Source organism: Nocardioides sp. P86 (assembly GCF_023712465.1).
GTDB classification, from domain to species: domain Bacteria; phylum Actinomycetota; class Actinomycetes; order Propionibacteriales; family Nocardioidaceae; genus Nocardioides; species Nocardioides kribbensis.
The window spans coordinates 102,474-120,856 of sequence record NZ_JAMAYE010000001.1; the positions used below are offsets into that span (position 1 = coordinate 102,474).

21 protein-coding genes and 1 riboswitch are annotated in these 18,383 nt (G+C 74.9%); of the genes, 2 read left to right on the top strand and 19 right to left on the bottom strand.

From position 1 onward, the window contains the following. Positions 1-41: 41 nt before the first annotated feature. The 9 genes from M3673_RS00485 to M3673_RS00525 all read right to left on the bottom strand — a co-directional run bounded on the left by M3673_RS00485 (position 42) and on the right by M3673_RS00525 (position 5,760). The gene (locus M3673_RS00485) at positions 42-887 is read right to left on the bottom strand and encodes a hypothetical protein (RefSeq protein ID WP_251530763.1); all 846 of its coding nucleotides are present in this window, start codon (positions 885-887) and stop codon (positions 42-44) included. Continuing rightward, the gene (locus M3673_RS00490; protein ID WP_251530765.1) at positions 884-1,453 is read right to left on the bottom strand and encodes a TasA family protein; all 570 of its coding nucleotides are present in this window, start codon (positions 1,451-1,453) and stop codon (positions 884-886) included. The genes M3673_RS00485 and M3673_RS00490 overlap by 4 nt, the downstream gene beginning before the upstream one ends. A gap of 64 nt (positions 1,454-1,517) precedes the next feature. Beyond that, on the bottom strand, positions 1,518-2,144 hold the full coding sequence (locus M3673_RS00495) for a hypothetical protein (protein ID WP_251530767.1): 627 nt from the start codon (positions 2,142-2,144) through the stop codon (positions 1,518-1,520). Between the two features lie 101 nt (positions 2,145-2,245). Further along, positions 2,246-2,821, bottom strand: a complete 576-nt coding sequence (locus tag M3673_RS00500; RefSeq protein WP_251530769.1) for a signal peptidase I — start codon at positions 2,819-2,821, stop codon at positions 2,246-2,248. Then, complete coding sequence (locus tag M3673_RS00505) at positions 2,821-3,414, bottom strand: alternate-type signal peptide domain-containing protein (protein WP_156697726.1); 594 nt, start codon at positions 3,412-3,414, stop codon at positions 2,821-2,823. The genes M3673_RS00500 and M3673_RS00505 overlap by 1 nt, the downstream gene beginning before the upstream one ends. A gap of 161 nt (positions 3,415-3,575) precedes the next feature. Continuing rightward, positions 3,576-4,022, bottom strand: coding sequence for a hypothetical protein (locus M3673_RS00510; protein WP_251530771.1), 447 nt, complete (start codon positions 4,020-4,022; stop codon positions 3,576-3,578). Then, entirely contained in the window at positions 4,019-4,627 is a 609-nt protein-coding gene (locus M3673_RS00515) for a SipW-dependent-type signal peptide-containing protein (protein WP_251530773.1), read from the bottom strand. The genes M3673_RS00510 and M3673_RS00515 overlap by 4 nt, the downstream gene beginning before the upstream one ends. After that, the gene (locus M3673_RS00520; protein ID WP_251530775.1) at positions 4,620-5,222 is read right to left on the bottom strand and encodes a signal peptidase I; all 603 of its coding nucleotides are present in this window, start codon (positions 5,220-5,222) and stop codon (positions 4,620-4,622) included. Before M3673_RS00520 ends, M3673_RS00515 begins: the two co-directional genes overlap by 8 nt. 4 nt (positions 5,223-5,226) lie before the next feature. Beyond that, on the bottom strand, positions 5,227-5,760 hold the full coding sequence (locus M3673_RS00525; protein ID WP_193664238.1) for an alternate-type signal peptide domain-containing protein: 534 nt from the start codon (positions 5,758-5,760) through the stop codon (positions 5,227-5,229). Between the two features lie 249 nt (positions 5,761-6,009). Between M3673_RS00525 and M3673_RS00530 the strand changes: the two genes are divergently transcribed. Next, positions 6,010-6,855, top strand: a complete 846-nt coding sequence (locus tag M3673_RS00530; protein WP_251530777.1) for a hypothetical protein — start codon at positions 6,010-6,012, stop codon at positions 6,853-6,855. 96 nt (positions 6,856-6,951) lie between these two features. Here M3673_RS00530 and pdxS read toward each other — a convergent pair whose 3' ends face one another. Genes pdxS through M3673_RS00555 form a run of 5 tightly spaced genes read right to left on the bottom strand, consistent with a single transcriptional unit; the run spans position 6,952 to position 10,722 of the window. Beyond that, a complete protein-coding gene (gene pdxS, locus M3673_RS00535; RefSeq protein WP_056862745.1) occupies positions 6,952-7,866 on the bottom strand; it encodes a pyridoxal 5'-phosphate synthase lyase subunit PdxS in 915 nt (304 codons plus the stop codon). A 52-nt stretch (positions 7,867-7,918) separates the two neighbouring features. Then, a complete protein-coding gene (pgsA, locus tag M3673_RS00540; RefSeq protein WP_228942069.1) occupies positions 7,919-8,527 on the bottom strand; it encodes a phosphatidylinositol phosphate synthase in 609 nt (202 codons plus the stop codon). Between the two features lie 12 nt (positions 8,528-8,539). Then, entirely contained in the window at positions 8,540-9,376 is an 837-nt protein-coding gene (locus M3673_RS00545; protein WP_251530779.1) for an inositol monophosphatase family protein, read from the bottom strand. A 3-nt stretch (positions 9,377-9,379) separates the two neighbouring features. Further along, complete coding sequence (locus tag M3673_RS00550) at positions 9,380-9,940, bottom strand: HIT domain-containing protein (RefSeq protein ID WP_251530780.1); 561 nt, start codon at positions 9,938-9,940, stop codon at positions 9,380-9,382. Then, on the bottom strand, positions 9,937-10,722 hold the full coding sequence (locus M3673_RS00555; protein WP_251530782.1) for a TetR/AcrR family transcriptional regulator: 786 nt from the start codon (positions 10,720-10,722) through the stop codon (positions 9,937-9,939). Before M3673_RS00555 ends, M3673_RS00550 begins: the two co-directional genes overlap by 4 nt. 122 nt (positions 10,723-10,844) lie before the next feature. Here M3673_RS00555 and M3673_RS00560 point away from each other — a divergent pair, with 122 nt between their 5' ends. Then, positions 10,845-10,982: a hypothetical protein gene (locus M3673_RS00560; RefSeq protein ID WP_165699018.1), complete on the top strand. Its 138-nt coding sequence runs from the start codon at positions 10,845-10,847 to the stop codon at positions 10,980-10,982. Positions 10,983-11,049: 67 nt separating this feature from the next. Here the strand turns inward: M3673_RS00560 and M3673_RS00565 are convergent, their stop codons facing one another. The 5 genes from M3673_RS00565 to M3673_RS00585 all read right to left on the bottom strand — a co-directional run bounded on the left by M3673_RS00565 (position 11,050) and on the right by M3673_RS00585 (position 18,312). Then, the gene (locus M3673_RS00565) at positions 11,050-12,783 is read right to left on the bottom strand and encodes an FAD-dependent oxidoreductase (protein WP_251530784.1); all 1,734 of its coding nucleotides are present in this window, start codon (positions 12,781-12,783) and stop codon (positions 11,050-11,052) included. A gap of 77 nt (positions 12,784-12,860) precedes the next feature. Then, positions 12,861-13,898 carry a diiron oxygenase gene (locus M3673_RS00570; RefSeq protein ID WP_251530786.1) on the bottom strand — a complete coding sequence of 346 codons (1,038 nt, stop codon included), beginning with the start codon at positions 13,896-13,898 and terminating at the stop codon, positions 12,861-12,863. A gap of 196 nt (positions 13,899-14,094) precedes the next feature. Beyond that, positions 14,095-15,186 carry a hypothetical protein gene (locus M3673_RS00575; RefSeq protein WP_251530788.1) on the bottom strand — a complete coding sequence of 364 codons (1,092 nt, stop codon included), beginning with the start codon at positions 15,184-15,186 and terminating at the stop codon, positions 14,095-14,097. A gap of 9 nt (positions 15,187-15,195) precedes the next feature. Next, positions 15,196-17,190: a threonine--tRNA ligase gene (gene thrS / locus M3673_RS00580; RefSeq protein WP_374108169.1), complete on the bottom strand. Its 1,995-nt coding sequence runs from the start codon at positions 17,188-17,190 to the stop codon at positions 15,196-15,198. A 204-nt stretch (positions 17,191-17,394) separates the two neighbouring features. Continuing rightward, a complete protein-coding gene (locus M3673_RS00585) occupies positions 17,395-18,312 on the bottom strand; it encodes an NADPH-dependent F420 reductase (protein WP_308196068.1) in 918 nt (305 codons plus the stop codon). Further along, a riboswitch (guanidine-III (ykkC-III) riboswitch) is annotated at positions 18,312-18,379 on the top strand. Its footprint overlaps the gene before it by 1 nt. Positions 18,380-18,383 lie beyond the last annotated feature (4 nt).

Genomic DNA, 18,383 nt, shown 5'->3' on the forward strand with positions numbered 1-18,383 from the left:
CCCGGATCCCCGCGCGGGCAGGTGGGAGCGCGCGGGGCGGGTCAGGTGGTGGAGAAGGTGCTGGTCGCGGTGGTCGCGTTGCCGGCGGCGTCGACGGCACGGACGGTGAGGGTGAAGGCCGCCGCGCCGAACGTGTTGGGGTAGGCGGTCTCCAGCAGCCCCGGCACCCGCCAGGCCGTGCCGCCGACCAGCGTGGCGGACTGCTGGCCGAGCAGGCAGGTGGCCGAGGCCCACGCCGACCCGTTCCAGCACACCGTGCTCGCACCCGGGCCCGTGCCGCTGCGCCGCTCCAGGCGGTAGGTGACCGCGGTGGTGGCGACGTTGTCCGACGTGGAGCCGCAGGCCACCCCGCCCGCCGGGCAGCCGGCGGCGACCTTGGTCGAGAACGAGCTAGACGACGAGGACGTGCCGGTGGTCGGGAAGCCCACGGCGAGCGCGGGGGCGACGGTGTCGGAGGAGCCGGCCACCGGCACCGCGACCCGGTCCGACTCCTTGCTCCAGGCGGCGCCGACGGTGGCGACGAGAGAGTAGTAGGCGGTGGCGAGCAGCGGCGCGCCCGCGTCGGAGCAGGTCGTGGTGGGCGCCGTGGTGGCGCAGGCCTGCACGCTGGTGCCGCCCGTGGGCGCGCTCCAGCGCAGCACCCGGTAGGTGCCGGCCGTGCCGGTGCCCGCCGGTGTGGCCGCCCAGCTCAAGGTCACCGCGCCCGCCAGCGAACGGCTGCCCACCGGCGAGGTCGGCTTGGCGATCGCCCCACTGGTGAGCTCCCCGCTGGTCGCGGCGGCGGAGTCGGAGAAGGCGGCCAGCGTCGCGCGGGGCGACGCCCCGAGGGCCGCGCCGACGCCCAGCCCCAGCAGGAGCGCGAGCACGACAGCGGCGAGGCGGCTCACGGGGCGACCTGGCTGGCGGCGAGCGCGAGGGAGACCGTGCTCGGCGCGGTCTTCGACTGGAAGGTGTCGGCGGTCTCGAAGGGCAGGGTCACCTTGACGCAGAGCGTGGTGGAGGCGGCGACGTCGAGCCGGGTCGCCGTGGTGGGCGACAGCGGCGTGCCGCCGGAGCACCCCTCGGTGCGGGGGTAGGTCGCGTCGTCGCCGGTCTGCGTCGACCCGGCGAGCACCTCGACCACCAGCGGCGTGGCCAGGTCGCCCGCCTTGGTGGCGCTGGCGCGGAAGGTGAAGGGCGCGTCGCCGGCGTTGCGCACGGTGAGGGTCGCGGCGACGCTCTCCCCCGGCACCATCGTGGCGAGCGCGAGGTTGGTGGCGGCGTAGGCGGTGGGGTTGCCCTGGGCCCCGTCGACGGTGAGGTCGAGGCGCCCGGTGGTGAAGGAGCCGCTGGCCACGGTGTCGGTGTCGCTCCAGAAGGCGAAGGTGCCCTGGCTGCCGGCGCCCAGGACCAGTCCGCCTGCCAGCGCCAGCGCCGCCCAGCCCTTGGTGGCCCGACCGCGTCGCGCCACCACCGCCCGACGGCGGCCCGTGGAGCGGGTGCGCGCGGGCCGGGACGGCCGCCGGCTCCTGCGGTGCTCAGCCACGGAGCACCACCGTGTCGTCGCGGAAGCCGTTGACGTCCTGGGTCAGGCGGAGCTCGAGGGACACGCGCGATCCCCGGCCCTGGGTGCGGTTGCCTGCGGTGTAGGCCAGGGCGGCGACGACCCGCACGTGCACCAGCCGGCCCGGGCGCAGGTGGTAGGCGAGCACGACCGGGGCGGTGCGCCGCAGCGCCCCCTCCACCCGGGCGAGGCTCCGCGTGAGGTCGCCGCTGGGAGCACCGCGACGCGCACGACCCGCCACCCGCACGCTGAACCTGTCTGCGCTCAGCAGCGGCCTCGCGCCGCGCGAGGCCACGGTGAGGGTCAGGTCGGCCGGCGCCGGGCCGTCGTTGCGCACCCAGAAGTCCCCCGCACGCCGGTCCCCCGGCACCCAGCGGACCCCGCGGCCCCACACAGGTCCGTCCCAGGCGGTGTCGAAGGCGCGGTCGCGCGACACCGCGAGGTACGACGACACGTCGGTGTCGCGCAGCGCCGACGCCTCGGCCCGGCCCGGCCCGGCCTCGGGCGGCCCGGCCACCGGGCGCATCGCGACGGTGCTCACCGGCAGCGCGACCAGGACGGCGGCGACGAGCACCGCGCGGAGGCGACGGGCGTGCGACACGGTGGCTCCTCTCCTGGATCGGGCGGGCGGGCGGTCGGTCGAGCGGTCGGCGGCGCACCCGCGGACGGTCGCGGTGGGCGGTGCAGGTCAGGCGGTGCAGGTCAGGCGGTGCGCAGGTGGGTCGGGCGCGGGCGGCGACCCCGCTCGCGGGCGGCTCCGACGAACATGGCGCCGGCGTAGGCGAGCAGCCCACCGCCGACGACCCACACCGCGACCTGGCGCTGGTGGCCGGTGAGCAGCGCGTTGACGCGGCCGAGGTGCGGCACGGCGTACCAGACCTCGCCGCGCAGCTGCGCGGCCTCGACGGGCTCGGCGTCGGGCACCGGGTTGGCGTCGCCCTGGGTGGTGAGCAGCCGCCGGCCGGTCAGGTCGTAGGCCACGTCGACGACGCGGTGGGTCACGACCTCGGGCCGTCCGGACTCCAGCTGGAAGGTCACCGGCGTGCCCGGGCCGACGTCGTCGGCGTCGACGGGCCTCACCACGACGAGGGTCCCCGGCGGGTAGGTCGGGGCCATCGACCCGGTGAGCACCGTGTAGGGCGTCGCCCCGACCACCCGGGGCACGGCGACCCCGGCCGCGACGACCGCCGCGACCGCGAGCAGCACGGTCCAGGCGGCGACCTGCCCCGCCCAGCCCCGCGCTGTGCCGCGGCTACGGCTGCGGCTGCGGCTGCTCATCAGGCCGGGTTGGGGTTGTCCTGCACCAGGGACACCGTGAGCGCGTCGACCGCGGCGATGAGGTTCTGGGTGTCGTTGGCGTTCTTGGTGGTCGCGTCGCCGTACGGGAAGGAGACCGTGATGGCCGCGCTCAGCGTGTCGTTGTTGTTCGAGGGGGTCAGCTTGCCCGCGGTGAACCCGCTGGTGGTGGTGTAGGTCGCGGCGGCGGTGGCGTCGAGGGTGGACGTGCCCGGGTCGGACGACGTCTTGCGGACGGGGATCACCGCGGGGAGGGTCGGCGTCGCCGACAGGTTGTCGCCCTTGGCGAGCACCGTGAAGGTGCAGGTCTTCGTGATCTTGTCCCCCGGGACGATGGCGGTCACCACGGATCCCGCCTTGGCGTTGCCGGGGGCGTAGGTCCAGCTCGTCGCGCACGTGCCGTTGGTCAGCTTGATCTCGCCGCTGGCGAAGGACCCGGGCTGCACGACGTCGTTGTCGGTCCAGTAGGCCAGCGAGCCGGCGCCCCCGAGCAGCAGCACGGCGGCGGTGGACGCCGCGAGGGCACCCTTGGTGGTCTTGTTCATGAGGGGCTCCGGTCGGTGGGTGGCGGGCAAGACACCTCCTCAACGGACCCTCGCAGCCGGGGTCATGGCCGCCGGACGGAGATGGTCACGACGGGTCAGGGGTTCTGCCCGACCGGCGCCGCACCGGCCCGGACGGACTACTCACCGGCTTCCGTGCGGGCCAGGACGGGACCCGGGTGCGGTGGCGCGGGTCAGCCGCAGAGACTCACGACGACGAAGGTGTAGGTGCGGGTGGTCGAGGGCACCGAGGACCAGGTCACCGACGGGTAGGCGACGTGGGCCCGCACCCAGGCCGTGCCCCCGTTGAGCAGGCCCGCCAGGTCCACCGAGGTGCCGGTCGTGGTCACCGACCCGGCTCCGCCGTCGTAGGCGACCGTGTAGCTCGTCGCACCCGCCACCGCGGACCAAGTGAACCGCACGCTGCCGAGGCCCAGACCGGCGCAGGTGAACGTGGCCGGCGCCGGCACGGTGGCTGCGCCCAGGGTGGTGCCGATGACGCCGACGGTGTCGGTCCAGGGGGCGGCCTGCGCCGGCGCCGGGTGCAGGCAGGCGGCGAGCGCCAGCGCCGCCAGCGTGGCGTGCGCCGCGGCGCGGGCCCGGCCGTGCGGACGTGGACAGCCCCGGTGCCGCGGGGTCACGACAGGTCCGAGGAGGCCGTGAAGGTGAGGGTCACCGCCGTCGTGGCGCCCTGCAGGCCGCTGGCCGCCGTGCCGGGCAGGGTCAGCTGCACGCAGACCTTCTCCGTGGTGGCGGGGGCCAGGGTGCGACCGGTCCCGACCAGCGCCCCGCCGAGCGTGGAGCCCGCGCCGGCCAGGGCGGAGCCGGCGCAGGTGGTGGCCGGGGCGCTGCCCGAGACCGCGGTGTCGCCGGTCACCTTGACCGCCAGCGCCGCGGCCAGGCCCCTGCCGTCGGCGTTGGTCGCGGTCGACGTGGCGGTCCAGCGCAGCGGGGCGGTGCCCGCGTTGCGCACGGTGAGCACCGCCGCGACGCTGCCCCCGGGCACCATCGCCCCCACCGACAGCGAGGCGTAGCCGGTCACCGCGTTGCCGCCGTCGACGGTCAGGTCGATGCTCCCCGCGGTGACGGTGGCGCCGCTGACCGGCACCTCGTCGGTCCACGCCGCCCAGGTGCCGGTGGTCGCGACGCAGGCCACGACCGCGAGACCGAGCGCCGCCTGCACCCGCAGCGACCGCAGCGGCCGGGGCACCCCGCCGCGGGCGGGGGTCGCGCGGTGGCTAGGCATCGGCGCGCTCGCGGGGGTGCTCGACCGGGGCCCGGTGCCGCCCCGCTGCGACGGGGGTGCGCCGCGACGACGCGGCGCGGTGCTCCCGCACCGCCCGGGCGTACGCCGAGGCGGCGTAGGACAGCAGCAGGCCGGCCAGGACGAGGCCGGCCAGCCGCCGCTGCTCCCCGCTGAGCAGCCGCCCGACGTGGCCGAGGTGCGGCACGGCGTACCAGAGCCGTCCGCGCACCTGCTCGGGCCGCACGGCGACGGGGTCGGCGACGTCGTTGGCGTCGCCCCGGGTGGTGAGGCGCAGCTCGCCCGCCCCGTCGACCCCCACGGCCACGACGCGGTGGGTGACGACGGCGGGCTCGTCGCTGCGCAGCTGGTAGGTGACGACGTCGCCGGTGCGCAGCTCGCCGGTCTCGACCGGCCGCACCACGACCAGGGTGCCCGGTGGCAGCCCGGGCCGCATCGAGCCGGTGAGCACGGTGTAGGCCGACCCGCCCGCGAGACGCGGCACGACCAGCCCCACGGTCAGCGCTGCGAGCGCGAGCAGTGTCGCCGCCCAGGCCGCGACCCGGGCGACGCGACGGACCCACGTCACGACGCGCACGGCCTCAGCCGGAGTGGCCCTGGGTCGCGGTGACCGTGATGTCCTCGAGGGTCGCCTGCAGCCCGGCGGTCGGCACGTTGCTGGCGTTGTCGGACCCCAGCGGGAAGGACACGGTCACCACCGCGGTGACGACGTCGCCGTCCTGCACCGCCACCCCGCCGGCCTCCGGGTCGACGGGGACGCCGGCGACGGTGTAGGCGGTGGAGACCACGAGGTCGTCGACCAGCGCGTTGGTCTCGGTCACGACGGGGTCGGAGGTCTCGAAGGTCGCCGACAGGTGCTCACCCGCGGCGTCGAGGGTGAAGGTGCAGCGGTGGCTGAGCTCGTCGCCCGGCACGATCAGCTGGGTCGTGAACGCAGCGCCCCCGTCGAGCTCCCACGGGTCGCAGACCGGGTCGGTGAGGTCGAGGTAGCCGCTGGTGGAGCCGGTGCCGGGGAGGTCCTCGGCGTCGGTCCACACCGCGAGCGTGCCGGCTCCGCCGAGCAGCAGCACGACGCCTGCGCCCGCGGCGAGTGATCCCTTGACGATGGTGCGCACGTCGACGCCCTCCTGGCTCCGGCAGCTCCCTGGCGGCAGCCGGCTCCCCGTGCCCATCGGTCGGCGCCGCGCCCGTCGGAGGCTTCCGCGCGTCGATGACCCGTCCGTCCACCCGGTCCACCCGGTCGGGTCCTGGCATGGCCCGGGCGGGCCCGCCCGTCGGTGCGCGGCGCGGGTCGTGGCATGACCCGGACGGGCCCGCCCGTCCGTGCGCCGCCGGGGGTGTGCGCCGCGTGGCAGGCTGACGCCATGACCCGGGCCAGCGTCGCCGTCGCGGCGCTGCTCCTCGCCCCCGCCCTCTGGCTCGGCGCCTGCACCGACCCCGGCACTCCGCGCGGGACCGCCACGCTCCCGGCGGAACCGTCGGTCGCCACCGCCCCCGCCGACACCGGTGCACCCTCCGCCGGGTCCGACGCCGGGTCCGACGCGGGATCCGACGCGGGCGCGACGGCGGGCCCCGGTGCGCCCGGCGGCGGCACGGCGGCGGAGTCGGCGTACCTGGCGTGGCTGGGGGCGCTCGCGGCGCGCGACGCCGCCGGGGCCTGTGCGCGGCAGGCGCCCGAGCTGACGATCGAGCTGCGCGGCAGGGCGATCCTGCTGGGTCGTGCCGGCCTCGGCGACCCCTGCACCGGCTTCGTCGGGGTGCTGTGGGACGAGCCGACCGAGACCCTCGAGACCGACGTCGCCGGCCTCGAGGTCACCTCGGCCACCGCGGAGCGGACCGTGCTGGCGGCCGACCTGCCCGGCCGCGACCAGACGGTGACGATGACCTACGACGACGCGCGGTGGCGGGTGCTGGCCACGGTGGCCCGCGGCGGCGGGACCGTCGACGACGCCGTCACCGCGCGGTGGGTCGCGGCGTGGTGCGACCTCGAGCTCGGGTCGCCGTCGGGCGTCGTGGTCGACCTCATGGGCGAGCCGTCGGGCCGCTACACCGTCGCCGACGGCGGGGAGCCCCAGCTCTACTGGGCGGCCGCGCCCTACGACTTCCGCGCCTACCTCGACACCACGGGCCGGGTGCTCGACCTGGTCGGCGACTACGACGCCCTCACGGCTCGTGACCGGGCGCGCCTGCCCTGCCCCGAACTGCGCTGAGCCCTGCGCCGAGCCCTGCGGCGACGGGCGGCGACGGCCGAGCCGACGCCGGGGCGGGCGACCCGCCGGCCCGTCAGGGCGCGGCGGGCCCGGGAGTCACCAGCCGCGCTCGGCCAGGCGGTGCGGCTGCGGGATCTCGTCGACGTTGAGGCCGACCATCGCCTCGCCCAGGCCGCGCGAGACCTTGGCGACCACGTCGGGGTCGTCGTAGAAGGTCGTGGCCTTGACGATGGCCTCGGCGCGCTGCTGGGGGTTGCCGGACTTGAAGATGCCCGAGCCCACGAAGACGCCCTCGGCGCCGAGCTGCATCATCATCGCGGCGTCGGCCGGGGTGGCGATGCCGCCGGCGGTGAAGAGCACCACGGGCAGCGAGCCGCGCTCGGCGACCTCCTTGACCAGGTCGTAGGGCGCCTGGAGCTCCTTGGCGGCGACGTAGAGCTCGTCGGGCAGCAGCGAGGAGAGCCGGCGGATCTCGCCGCCGATGGTGCGCATGTGCATGACGGCGTTGGAGACGTCGCCCGTGCCGGCCTCGCCCTTGGAGCGGATCATGGCCGCGCCCTCGGCGATGCGGCGCAGCGCCTCGCCCAGGTTCGTGGCGCCGCAGACGAAGGGGGCGGTGAACTGCCACTTGTCGATGTGGTTGGCGTAGTCGGCCGGGGTCAGCACCTCGGACTCGTCGATGTAGTCGACCCCGAGGCTCTGCAGCACCTGCGCCTCGGCGAAGTGGCCGATGCGGGCCTTGGCCATGACGGGGATCGAGACGGTCTCGATGATCGAGTCGATCATGTCGGGGTCGCTCATCCGGCTCACGCCGCCCTGGGCGCGGATGTCGGCGGGCACCCGCTCGAGGGCCATGACGGCCACGGCGCCGGCGTCCTCGGCGATCTTGGCCTGCTCGGCGGTGACGACGTCCATGATCACGCCGCCCTTGAGCATGTCGGCCATGCCGCGCTTGACGCGGGTGGTGCCGGTGCCGGTGGTCTCGGACGGGGTGCCAGCGGTGTCAGCCATGGGACGAATTCTACGGCCGTTTACCTGCCCGACCCATTCGACGAGAGGGTCCTCACACCTCGGCGAGTGCCTGCTGGCGCACGACCCAGATCCGCTGCACCACGGTGACCGTGCTGGCCACGGCGAGGGCCCACAGCACGACGTGCAGCAGGATCGGGGCGTCGAAGATCGCGCTCAGCCCGGTCATCACCAGGATGGCCACGAGACGATCGGCGCGCTCGGCGATGCCGACCTTCGCGGTGAAGCCGAGGCCCTCGGCCTTGGCGCGGGCGTAGGAGGTCACCGCCCCCATGAGGAGGCAGACCAGGCACAGCACGAGGTAGAGCGTGCTGTCGCCCGGGCCCGCGAAGTAGAGCGAGAGCCCGATGAAGATCGCGCCGTCGCCGATGCGGTCGAGGGTGGAGTCGAGGAAGGCGCCGAACTTGCTGCTCTTGCCCTGCGACCGGGCCATGTAGCCGTCGATGAGGTCGCTGAAGACGAAGGCGGTCGCGACCAGCACACCGGTGAGCAGCATGCCCTGGGGGAAGAAGACGAGGGCGCCGGCGCTGAGCCCGAGGGTGCCGACGAGGGTCACCACGTCGGCGCTCACCCCGAGGCGGATCAGGAGGTGGGCGACGGGGGCGATGACCTTCGTCCAGAAGGCGCGGAAACGTTCCATCATGGCGGGAGCAGGCTAGCGGCCCGGCGCCGCGGCGCCGGCACCCGCCTCGGCCAGGCGGTCGCAGACCTCGGCCACCGCGCTCGGAGCGCCGGCGACGTACCAGCGCCGGCCCGCGGCCTCGACGTGGCGCGCGACGCCCCCGACCCCGCGCAGGAGCGCCTCGCCGGGCAGCCGGTCCCAGTCGGGCACGGAGTGCTGCACGACCACGTCGACGACGCCGCCGGCGGCCAGCGCGGCATCCATCGACCCCGACCCGAGCATCCGCACCGTCGCCGCGGGCGCCAGGGCGTGGCTCCAGGCCAGGCCGGCCGGGGTGGCGTGGGTCGGGGGGTGGCGGTAGGTCGCCACGCAGGCCTGGTCGAGGGTGCGGTCGACCACCGGGTCGAGCGCCACGCCGTCGCGCGTGCTCGGCAGGGCCGGGCCGCCGACCCAGGTCGTGTCGTCGTGGGGGTGGTGCACCGCCCCCAGCAGGGCGGCGTCGAGGCGCGAGGGGTCGCCCTCGACCAGGGCCAGGGCCGAGCACCACCCGGTGAGACCGCGCACGAAGTTGTAGGTGCCGTCGACGGGGTCGACCACCCAGGTGCGGCCGCTGCGCGAGACCCGCTCGGCGCCCTCCTCCCCCAGCACGCCGTCGTCGGGGCGCAGCGCGGCGAGCCGCTCGAGCACCAGCCGCTCCGCGGCGTGGTCGGCCGCGGTGACGACGTCGGAGACCGACGTCTTGCGGGTCGTGTCGAGGGCTCCGGCGCCGCGCATGCGCAGCGCCAGGCGCCCCGCGTCGCGCACCAGCGCGACGGCCAGCTCCACGTCGGCGGGGTCGGGACGCCGGTCGCGCGGCGCGGGAGGGGCCACGGCTCAGGAGGGCCAGGCGTCGGTGAGCAGCGCGCGGGTCTGGCCGAGCAGCTCGGGCAGGGTCTTGGTGCGCCCGATGATCGGCATGAAGTTCTGGTCGCCGGGCCAGCGCGGCACGACGTGCTGGTGCAGGTGGGCCGCGATGCCTGCCCCGGCGATCTCGCCCTGGTTCATGCCGATGTTGAAGCCGCCCGCCCCGGAGACCGAGCGCACCACGCGCATGGCGGTGCGGGTCAGGTCGGCGATATCCGCGGCCTCCTCGTCGGTGGTCTCGGTGTAGTCGGCGATGTGGCGGTAGGGACACACCATGAGGTGGCCCGGCGCGTAGGGGTAGAGGTTGAGCAGCACGAAGCTCAGCCGGCCGCGGTGCACCACGAGGCTGTCCTCGTCGGGCAGCGAGGGGATCCGGCAGAAGGGGCACTCCCCCGACGTCGCGTCGGCCGGCTTGTTCTCCCCGCGGATGTAGGCCATCCGGTGGGGCGTCCACAGCCGGTCGAGGCCGTCGGGCTCGCCGATGCCGTCCTGCACCAGGACCGCCTCGTCCTCGGCTCCTCGCTCGCTCACCGGGGGCCCTCGACCCGGGCGGGCGGGAGGTCGACGAGGTCGCTGGTCTCGACCCGCGCGGCCGCGTCGACGGCGGCGGAGGCCTGCTCGAGCAGCTGCTCGATGGGCTGGTCGGAGCGCAGCTCCAGCCCCAGGCTCCGGGCGTGGCCCTGGAGGATGAACCACACCGAGTCGGTCGTCAGCGCGACCAGCAGCGGGGCGGGCGGGGTCTGCTCGGGCTTGGCCATCCAGCGGCGCACGGCGCCGAAGACCGCCCCCACCAGGCCGAAGACCAGCGGGTCGAGGGCGGCGCGCTCGTCCTCGCTGACCTCGAGGTCGAGCAGGTCGACCGCGGTGGTGATCACCTCGACCACCTGGGCGGCGATCCGCTCGATGCCCTGCTGGAGCGGGCCGGAGCCGTCGAGGGAGGTGTCCTGCTCGGCCACGTGGTGCAGCGCGGGGTGGGTGGTGGCCCAGTCGACGTAGGTGCGCACGACGCGGCCGACGATCTCGGGGATGGTGCCGTCGAGGGTGACGGCGGGCAGCAGTTCGGCGGCCAGCCCCTCGACGATCGCGGTCTGCACGGCCCGGTCGAGGTCGGCGCGGTCGGCGAAGTGGCGGTAGATGACGGTGCGGCTGAGGCCGGCCTGCTCGGCGTACTGCTGCACTTGGACCTCGGCGCCGGGCTCACCGGCCTCGATCACCGCGAGGGCGGCGTCGATGATCTGCTGGCGCCGCTCCTGGTTGTGGCGGTCCCAGCGCGCCTGGCGCCCGTCGGGGCGGCCGCGCTCGGTCGACGCCATCCCCACCCCGTCCCGTGCGCCCGTCGGCGCGTCGCTGTCGCTGTGCTGACAACCCTAACCCGTGGCACCGGCGTACTGTCGATCGCACGGGGCCATCCAGGCCCTCCACCAGAGGAACCGCCATGAGCGACAAGTCCCCGCGCCAAGCCCTGTCGAAGAAGTCCGGGAAGTCCCTCAAGGAGAAGCGCGGAGCCAAGCGCGACAAGGCGGCCGACGCCGCGACGAGCGGGGTGGAGAAGCTCACCGACCGCAAGCGCTGAGCCCAGCGCTGGTCGCAGCGCCGACCGCGCGCCCGGGCTCGGCCGGGGCTCGGGTGGGATCGCGCGCTCAGGCCCTGCCCGCGGTCCGTACGCCGAGCAGGGTCCGCCGGCGCGGCCGGGCGTCCGCCGTCTGCGCCGCGATCCGGTGCATCTCCGCGACGTCGACGACCTTGGTCCGGGGGCGCCCCGCAGCGGCACCGCGGCGGCGCTCCTCGGCGTCGATCGCGCGCCACCCGGCGAGGTCGACCACCGCGACGCCTCGCTCCCGCAGCACCCGGGCCAGGTCGCCCCGGTGCGACCGCGGCCCCCCGACGGACGCCTCGGGCCCCGCGACGAGGCCGGCGTCGAGGTCGTCGAGCAGGGTGGACACCGTCTCCTGGGCGTCGGCCTTGTTGGTGCCGATGAAGCCGCTGGGGCCGCGCTTGACCCAGCCGGCGACGTAGACGCCGGGGACCACCCGTCCGGCGGTGTGCGGCACGGTGCCGGTGGCGGCGTCGTGGGGTAGGCCGTCGACGGGCTCGCCGTGGTAGCCCACCGAGCGCAGCACCAGCCCGACGGACAGCACCTCGGTCTCGCCGGTCGACCGCGCGCGCGGCACCCCGGCGGCGTCGGCGACCAGCTCGTTGCGCACCAGCTCGATCCCGCCCACCCGCCCGTCGGGTCCGGCGAGCAGCCGCGTCGGCGAGGTGAGGAAGCGCAGCACGATCGTGCGCAGCGCCGGGTCGGGGGTGCGGGAGGCGAGCTCGGCGAGCACCTGACGCCGCAGGTCGCCCTCGACGCCTGGGGCCTCGCCCTCGCTCAGCGCCGCCCCCTGGGTGTCGACCACGACGTTGACGCCGCGCAGCGCGGCCAGGCCGACCAGCTCGGGCAGGGTGAAGGCCGCCTGGTCGGGGCCGCGGCGCCCGAGCACGACCACCTCGCGGACCCCGCTGCCGGCGAGCACCGCCCACGGCACCCGGGCCAGGTCGGTGCCGGCCAGCTCGTCGGGATCGGCGGTCAGCACCCGGGCGACGTCGAGGGCGACGTTGCCGTTGCCCACCACCACCGCGCGCTCGTGACCGAGGTCGACCGCGAGGTCCTGCTTGTCGGGGTGGCCGTTGTACCAGCCGACGAGGTCGGTGGCCGACAGCGATCCGGGCAGGTCCTCCCCCGGCACGCCGAGCGCCTTGTCGCTGGCCGCGCCGACGGCGTAGACGACGGCGTCGTAGTGCGCCACCAGCTCGGCGTGGGTGACCGCGGCCCCCGGGCCCTCACCGACGCCCACGCCCAGCAGGTACCGGAAACCGGGCTCGGCCTCGATGGCGGCGAAGAGGGTGGTGGCCCGCTTGGTGTGCGGGTGGTCGGGCGCGACGCCGGCGCGCACGAGGCCGTAGGGCGTGGGCAGCCGGTCGAGCACGTCGACGCGCGTCTCCGGGTGGCGCAGCAGCTCGTCGGCGACGTAGAGCCCCGCGGGCCCCGCGCCGACGACGGCCACGTGCACCGGCCGCGGCTGATTCATCCGGCGCTGCGCGGCCACCACCGCCAGGGGCGTGCGGTCGGCGTGGGGGAAGACGTCGAAGTAGGCGGCGTTGATGTCGAGGAACGGCAGCTCCGCCTCGCTCAGCCTGGTGTGCGGCTTGATCGCGTCGACCGGACAGGCCGTCGCGCACGCCCCGCAGTCGACGCAGGAGTCGGCGTCGACGTAGAGCATCTCGGCCGTCGCGAAGCCGGGCTCGCCCGGGGCGGGGTGGATGCAGTTGACCGGGCAGGCCACGACGCACGAGGCGTCGCTGCAGCACGACTGGGTGACGACGTAGGGCACGGGAGGGGTCCGCTCGCTCGGGTGCCGGCCGGGGTCGGCCGGACTGTGGCAGGGCTCGGGGGCGGCTCGGGAGCGGCTCAGGCCGCGGCCGAGGCGACCTCGCTGCGGAAGCGGCTGGGGCGGCCGTCGATCCCCATCCAGCGCCAGACCAGTCGCGAGACGCGGTTCATCATCCCGGTCTCCTCGGCGAGCATGCGCACGTCGCCGAAGAGGTCGCGCAGGAACTTCCGCGACTCCGGCTCGCGCCAGTAGAGGTCCTTGACCACCTGGCGCGGGATGCCGAGGTCGCGCTGCATCCGGCGACTGGGCACGAGGATCTCGTCGCACAGCACCCGCATCACGACCGGCACCAGCACCGAGAGGACCGCGCGCTGGCGGCGGGTGAGCTTGGGCGTCTGGTGCTCGAGGTACTGGTGGGCGAAGCCGATGTGGCGGGCCTCCTCGGCGACGTGGATCTGCATGATCCGCTGCAGCAGCGGGTGCATGTCGTCGCCCGCGCGCAGCACCGACTTCTGCACGTGGTCGATCGGCTCCTCGCCGGCGAGCACGCCGTAGAAGAAGCCGAACGGCACCCAGCGCGCGGCCAGCGGCAGGAAGGGGCCGGCCATCCGGAAGAGCAGGCGCCCGCCGGGGACGTCCTGGCCCGAGCGGTTGACGAACTCCTGGAACATCTGGGTGTGGTGGCACTCCTCGGTCGCCTCGTGGGTGGAGTAGCGGAACTCCGCCGAGCGGTTCGGGAGGTTGAAGGCGAAGTTCATCAGGCCGCTGATGAGGATCTGCTCGAACTGCAGGCCGACCTTGCAGATGTTGGCCTGGCGGTAGATGCCGACGCGGATCTGCTCCTCCAGCGGCAGCGAGCGGTACCAGTCGGTGCCACCGAGCACGTCGACGCTGGGCAGGACCCAGCGCGGGTCGTCGAGACGGATGGCGTGGTCGGGGTCGTCCCAGGCGATGTCGAGGAAGGCGTCGAAGTGCTGGTGCACCGAGGCCTCGGAGAGCGTGCGGAGCCGGTGCTCGTAGGCCTGCGTGCGCTCGGCGCGCGCCGCCGCGTCGTCGGCGGAGGCCGTCGCACGGGCGGGGGCGCCGGTGTCGTGGAGCGTGGGGGTCGCGGTCATCTCGCACCTCGTCGTGGCGTCGTCGTCGTGGCCGGAGCCACGCTGCTGCGGGGCTCGTGCTGCAGTCTCACGGACGTTAGTGCGACACCGTGTCGGTGTAAATGGTGAGCGCGACACCACGTCGCACTTACCCGTCGGTAACCACCGGAGGGGTGAGGGCGCCACGCCGTCCCGCCGGGCGCCGGGCGCCGGCGCGTCAGTAGCGGTGGAACCAGCGACCCAGGTCGAGGTGCACGTCGCCGCAGGTGACGTTCTGGTCGCGGGAGGCCTCCACCCACTGGCCCATCACCGCCTCACCGCCCTGGATCACCCAGTCGTCTCCGCAGCGGGAGGCGGCCTCGGCGCGCGAGGTCTGGCCGGCGGCGCGCCACTCGGGCAGGCCGAGCTCCAGGGGGCCGACGACCTGCTCCCACAGCAGCGGGGTGGAGTACACCCCGATCCGGTAGCCCGCGTCGGTGTAGCCCCGGGCGACGCCCTGCACCACCGCGGCGTTGGCGGTGGGGTCGCTGCTCCACTCGAAGTCGGGCACCGGCTCGACGTCGATCCAGACCACCGGGGTCTCCAGGCCGGCCGCGCGCATCGACGCGACGTTGTAGCGCGCCTGCTGGTAGCCGGTGTTGGCCAGCCGCCCCAGCCGCGAGCCGGCCGGGTAGGGGCCGTCGGCGCCGTGGGTCTCCTGCTCGGCGGCGCTGGGGAAGGACGACACGGCGTAGGCCGAGACCAGCAGGTCGCGCTCGCGCGACTCGGCCACCTGGTCGGCCAGGCAGGGGTTGGCCACGAAGCCGGGGCCGTTGGTCAGCCCGATCACGACGTAGCGCGCCTCCGGCAGCGGCGGGGGCAGCCCCAGCGTGCGCTTCTCGGGGATGCCGAGGCCCCGGGGGCACTGCGGCCAGCTGATGTCGCCGCCGAGCACCGGCCCGTCGAAGGCCGGGACGCGGCGCTCCTGCGCACGGGCCTCACCCTCGGCGAGCGCCGCGAGGTCCTCGAGGTCCTGCGGGTCGGGCGCGTCGGGGTCGCCACGGCCGCCGCTGGCGCCGGGGTCCACCGGCGAGGCCGAGTGCGGTGGCTCCACCAGCGGTGGCTCGCCCGCGGCCACGCGCTGCTCGGCCTGCTCGCGCGGCGCGACGTCGCCCCCCGAGCCGCCGGACCCGCCCGCGCAGGCACTCAGCGCCAGGAGCGCGGCCAGCGCCGCGGCCGACCGGGCGCCCGTGCGGCCCGACGTACGCCGGCCCCGGGCGGCCCGCTCCCCCACGACCCGGCCCACGACCCGGCCCACGACCCGGCCCACGACCCGGCCTCAGACCTGCTCGCGCGACTCCACGGCGGCCGCGACGCGCGCGATCGCCTCCTCGAGCGGCACGCCGTTGTCCTGGCGGCCGTCGCGGTAGCGGAAGGAGACCGCGCCCGCGGCGAGGTCGTCGTCGCCGGCGATCATCATGAACGGCACCTTCTGCAGCTGGGCGTTGCGGATCTTCTTCTGCATCCGGTCGTCGGAGTCGTCGACCTCGACGCGCAGGCCCTGGGTGCGCATGCGGCGGGCCACGTCGTGCAGGTAGTCGGCGTGGCGCTCCGCGATCGGGATGGCCTGCACCTGCACGGGGGCCAGCCACGGGGGGAAGGCGCCGGCGTAGTGCTCGACGAGCACGCCGAGGAAGCGCTCGATCGAGCCGAACTTCGCGGAGTGGATCATCACCGGCTGCTGGCGCGAGCCGTCGGGGGCGACGTAGGTGAGGTTGAAGCGGTCGGGCGAGGGCTGGTTGAAGTCGTACTGCACCGTGCCCATCTGCCAGGTGCGGCCGATGGCGTCCTTGGCCTGCACCGAGACCTTGGGGCCGTAGAACGCGGCGCCGCCCGGGTCGGGCACGAGCTCGAGGCCCGACTCGGTGGCGACCTGCTCGAGCACGGCGGTGGCCGCGGCCCAGTCCTCGTCGGAGCCGACGAACTTGTCGGGCTTGGAGTCGTCGCGCGTCGACAGTTCGAGGTAGAAGTCGTCGAGGCCGAAGTCGCGCAGCACGCTGAGCATGAAGTCGAGCAGGTGCTTGACCTCGCCCGGCGCCTGCTCGGGGGTGCAGTAGGAGTGGGAGTCGTCCTGGGCGAAGCCGCGCACGCGGGTCAGGCCGTGCACGACGCCGGACTTCTCGTGGCGGTAGACCGAGCCGAACTCGAAGAGCCGCAGCGGCAGCTCGCGGTAGGAGCGCTGGCGGGCGTCGAAGATCAGGTTGTGCATCGGGCAGTTCATCGCCTTGAGGCGGTAGTCCATGCCGTCGACGTCGAGCGCGGGGAACATGCCCTCGCCGTAGTAGGGCAGGTGGCCCGAGGTGTGGAAGAGCCCCTCCTTGGCGATGTGGGGGGTGCCGACGTACTCGAAGCCCTCCTCGATGTGGCGCAGGCGGACGTAGTCCTCCATCTCGCGCTTGATCACGCCGCCGCGCGGGTGGAAGACGGGCAGGCCCGAGCCGATCTCGTCGGGGAAGGAGAAGAGGTCGAGCTCGCGGCCGAGCTTGCGGTGGTCGCGGCGCTCGGCCTCCTCGAGGCGGTGCAGGTGCTCCTCGAGGGCCTCCTTGGTCTCCCAGGCGGTGCCGTAGATGCGCTGGAGCTGCTTGTTCTTCTCGTCGCCGCGCCAGTAGGCGGCCGCCGAGCGCATCAGCTTGAAGGCCGGGATGCGCTTGGTGGTCGGCAGGTGCGGACCGCGGCACAGGTCAGACCACGCCACGTCGCCGTTGCGGCGCACGTTGTCGTAGATCGTCAGCTCGCCGGCGCCGACCTCGACGCTGGCGCCCTCGGCGGCGTCGTCGCTGCGACCGGAGCCCTTGAGGCCGATCAGCTCGATCTTGTAGGGCTCCTCGGCCAGCTCGCTGATCGCGTCGGCGTCGGTGGTGACGCGGCGGTCGAAGCGCTGACCCTCCTTGACGATCTTGCGCATCGCGGTCTCGATCTTGGCGAGGTCCTCGGGCACGAAGGGGGTCTCGACGTCGAAGTCGTAGTAGAAGCCGTCGGTGACCGGCGGGCCGATGCCGAGCTTGGCCTCGGGGAACAGCTGCTGCACGGCCTGGGCCATCACGTGCGCGGTGGAGTGGCGCAGGATGTCGCGGCCGTCGGCGGAGTCGATGGCCACGCCCTCGACCTCGTCGCCCTCGCTCAGCGGGTGGGAGAGGTCCTTGAGCTCGCCCCCGACCCGGGCGGCGATGATCGAGGTGTCGTCGGTGAACAGCTCCCAGGCCTTGGTGCCCGCAGTGACCTCCCGCACCTCACGCTCACCGGCGTGGACGAGGGCGATCTTGAGGTCGGGCACGGGGGTCTCCTGACGGTGGGGCGGCGCCACCGGCCACGGGCCGGCGGGCGGCTCGGACGAGCCGGGTCAAGGGTAACGACAGCGCGGCCCGCGCGGCTCCCGGGTTTGTCCGGGGCCGCGCGGGCCGCGCTCGTCGTACGCCGCCTCCGCCCGCGCACCGGCCGGCGTCGGGGCGTGGCGGGTGGCGCCCGTGGTGCGGGAGGGTCAGGCCATGTCGCGGTAGCGCTTCGCCGCGTCGAGCTGCTGGACGAGGAACGCCTCGTCGACGCGGCGACCGCCCTCGGGGTCGAAGCCGCGCTCGCCGGCGTAGAGGTCGGCGTAGGCCGCGGTGTCGCGCTGGAAGCGCCACCCCTCGCTGAGCGGGCCGGCGTCGTGGGCGTCGTAGCCGAGGCTGTCGAGCACCTCGGTCACCGTCCGCTTGGCCGCGGCGTCGTCGCCGGCGATGGCCAGCACGCTGCGCTCGGGGTCGCCGGAGGGGCGCGCGAGGCGCAGCAGGTGCTCGAAGTAGATGTTGTTGAAGGTCTTCACGACCTGCGACTCCGGCAGATGGGCCTGGAGCATCTCGGCGGTCGTGGTCGACTCGTCGTCGAGCTCGGCGATGTGGCCGTCGCGCTCGGGGTAGTAGTTGTTGGTGTCGATGACGACCTTGCCGCGCAGCGGCTCGACCGGCACCTCGCGGTAGTTCTTCAGCGGGATGGTCACGACGACGACGTCGCCGGCCTCCGCCGCCTCGGTCGCGGTCGCCGCGCGGGCGTGCTCGCCCAGCTCGGCGACGAGGTCGGAGAGCGTCTCCGGCCCGCGGCTGTTGCTGACGACGACGTCGTGTCCGGCACGCACCGCGAGTCGCGCGACGGTGCTGCCGATGTTGCCTGCTCCGATGAGTCCGATGGTGGTCATGCTGGCTCCAACCCCGCCCGGCCGGCGCTGATTCCGTGGCCGTCGCCACGCCGGTGCCGTGCCGTCGCCGTGCCGGCGCGTGGGCGGACGCGTGGGCGGACGCGTGGGCGGACGCGTGGGCGGACGCGTGGGCGGACGCGTGGGCGGACGCGTGGGCGGACGCGTGGGCAGGGGCGTGGCGGGCGCGGGGCGGACCGCCTTGGGCCAGCGACGCGGGCGTGCCACGATGGCCGCGCCAGACCGGCACCCGGACGAGGCGCGTCGTACCCGGCCAGCGACAAGACGATGCCCGAGGA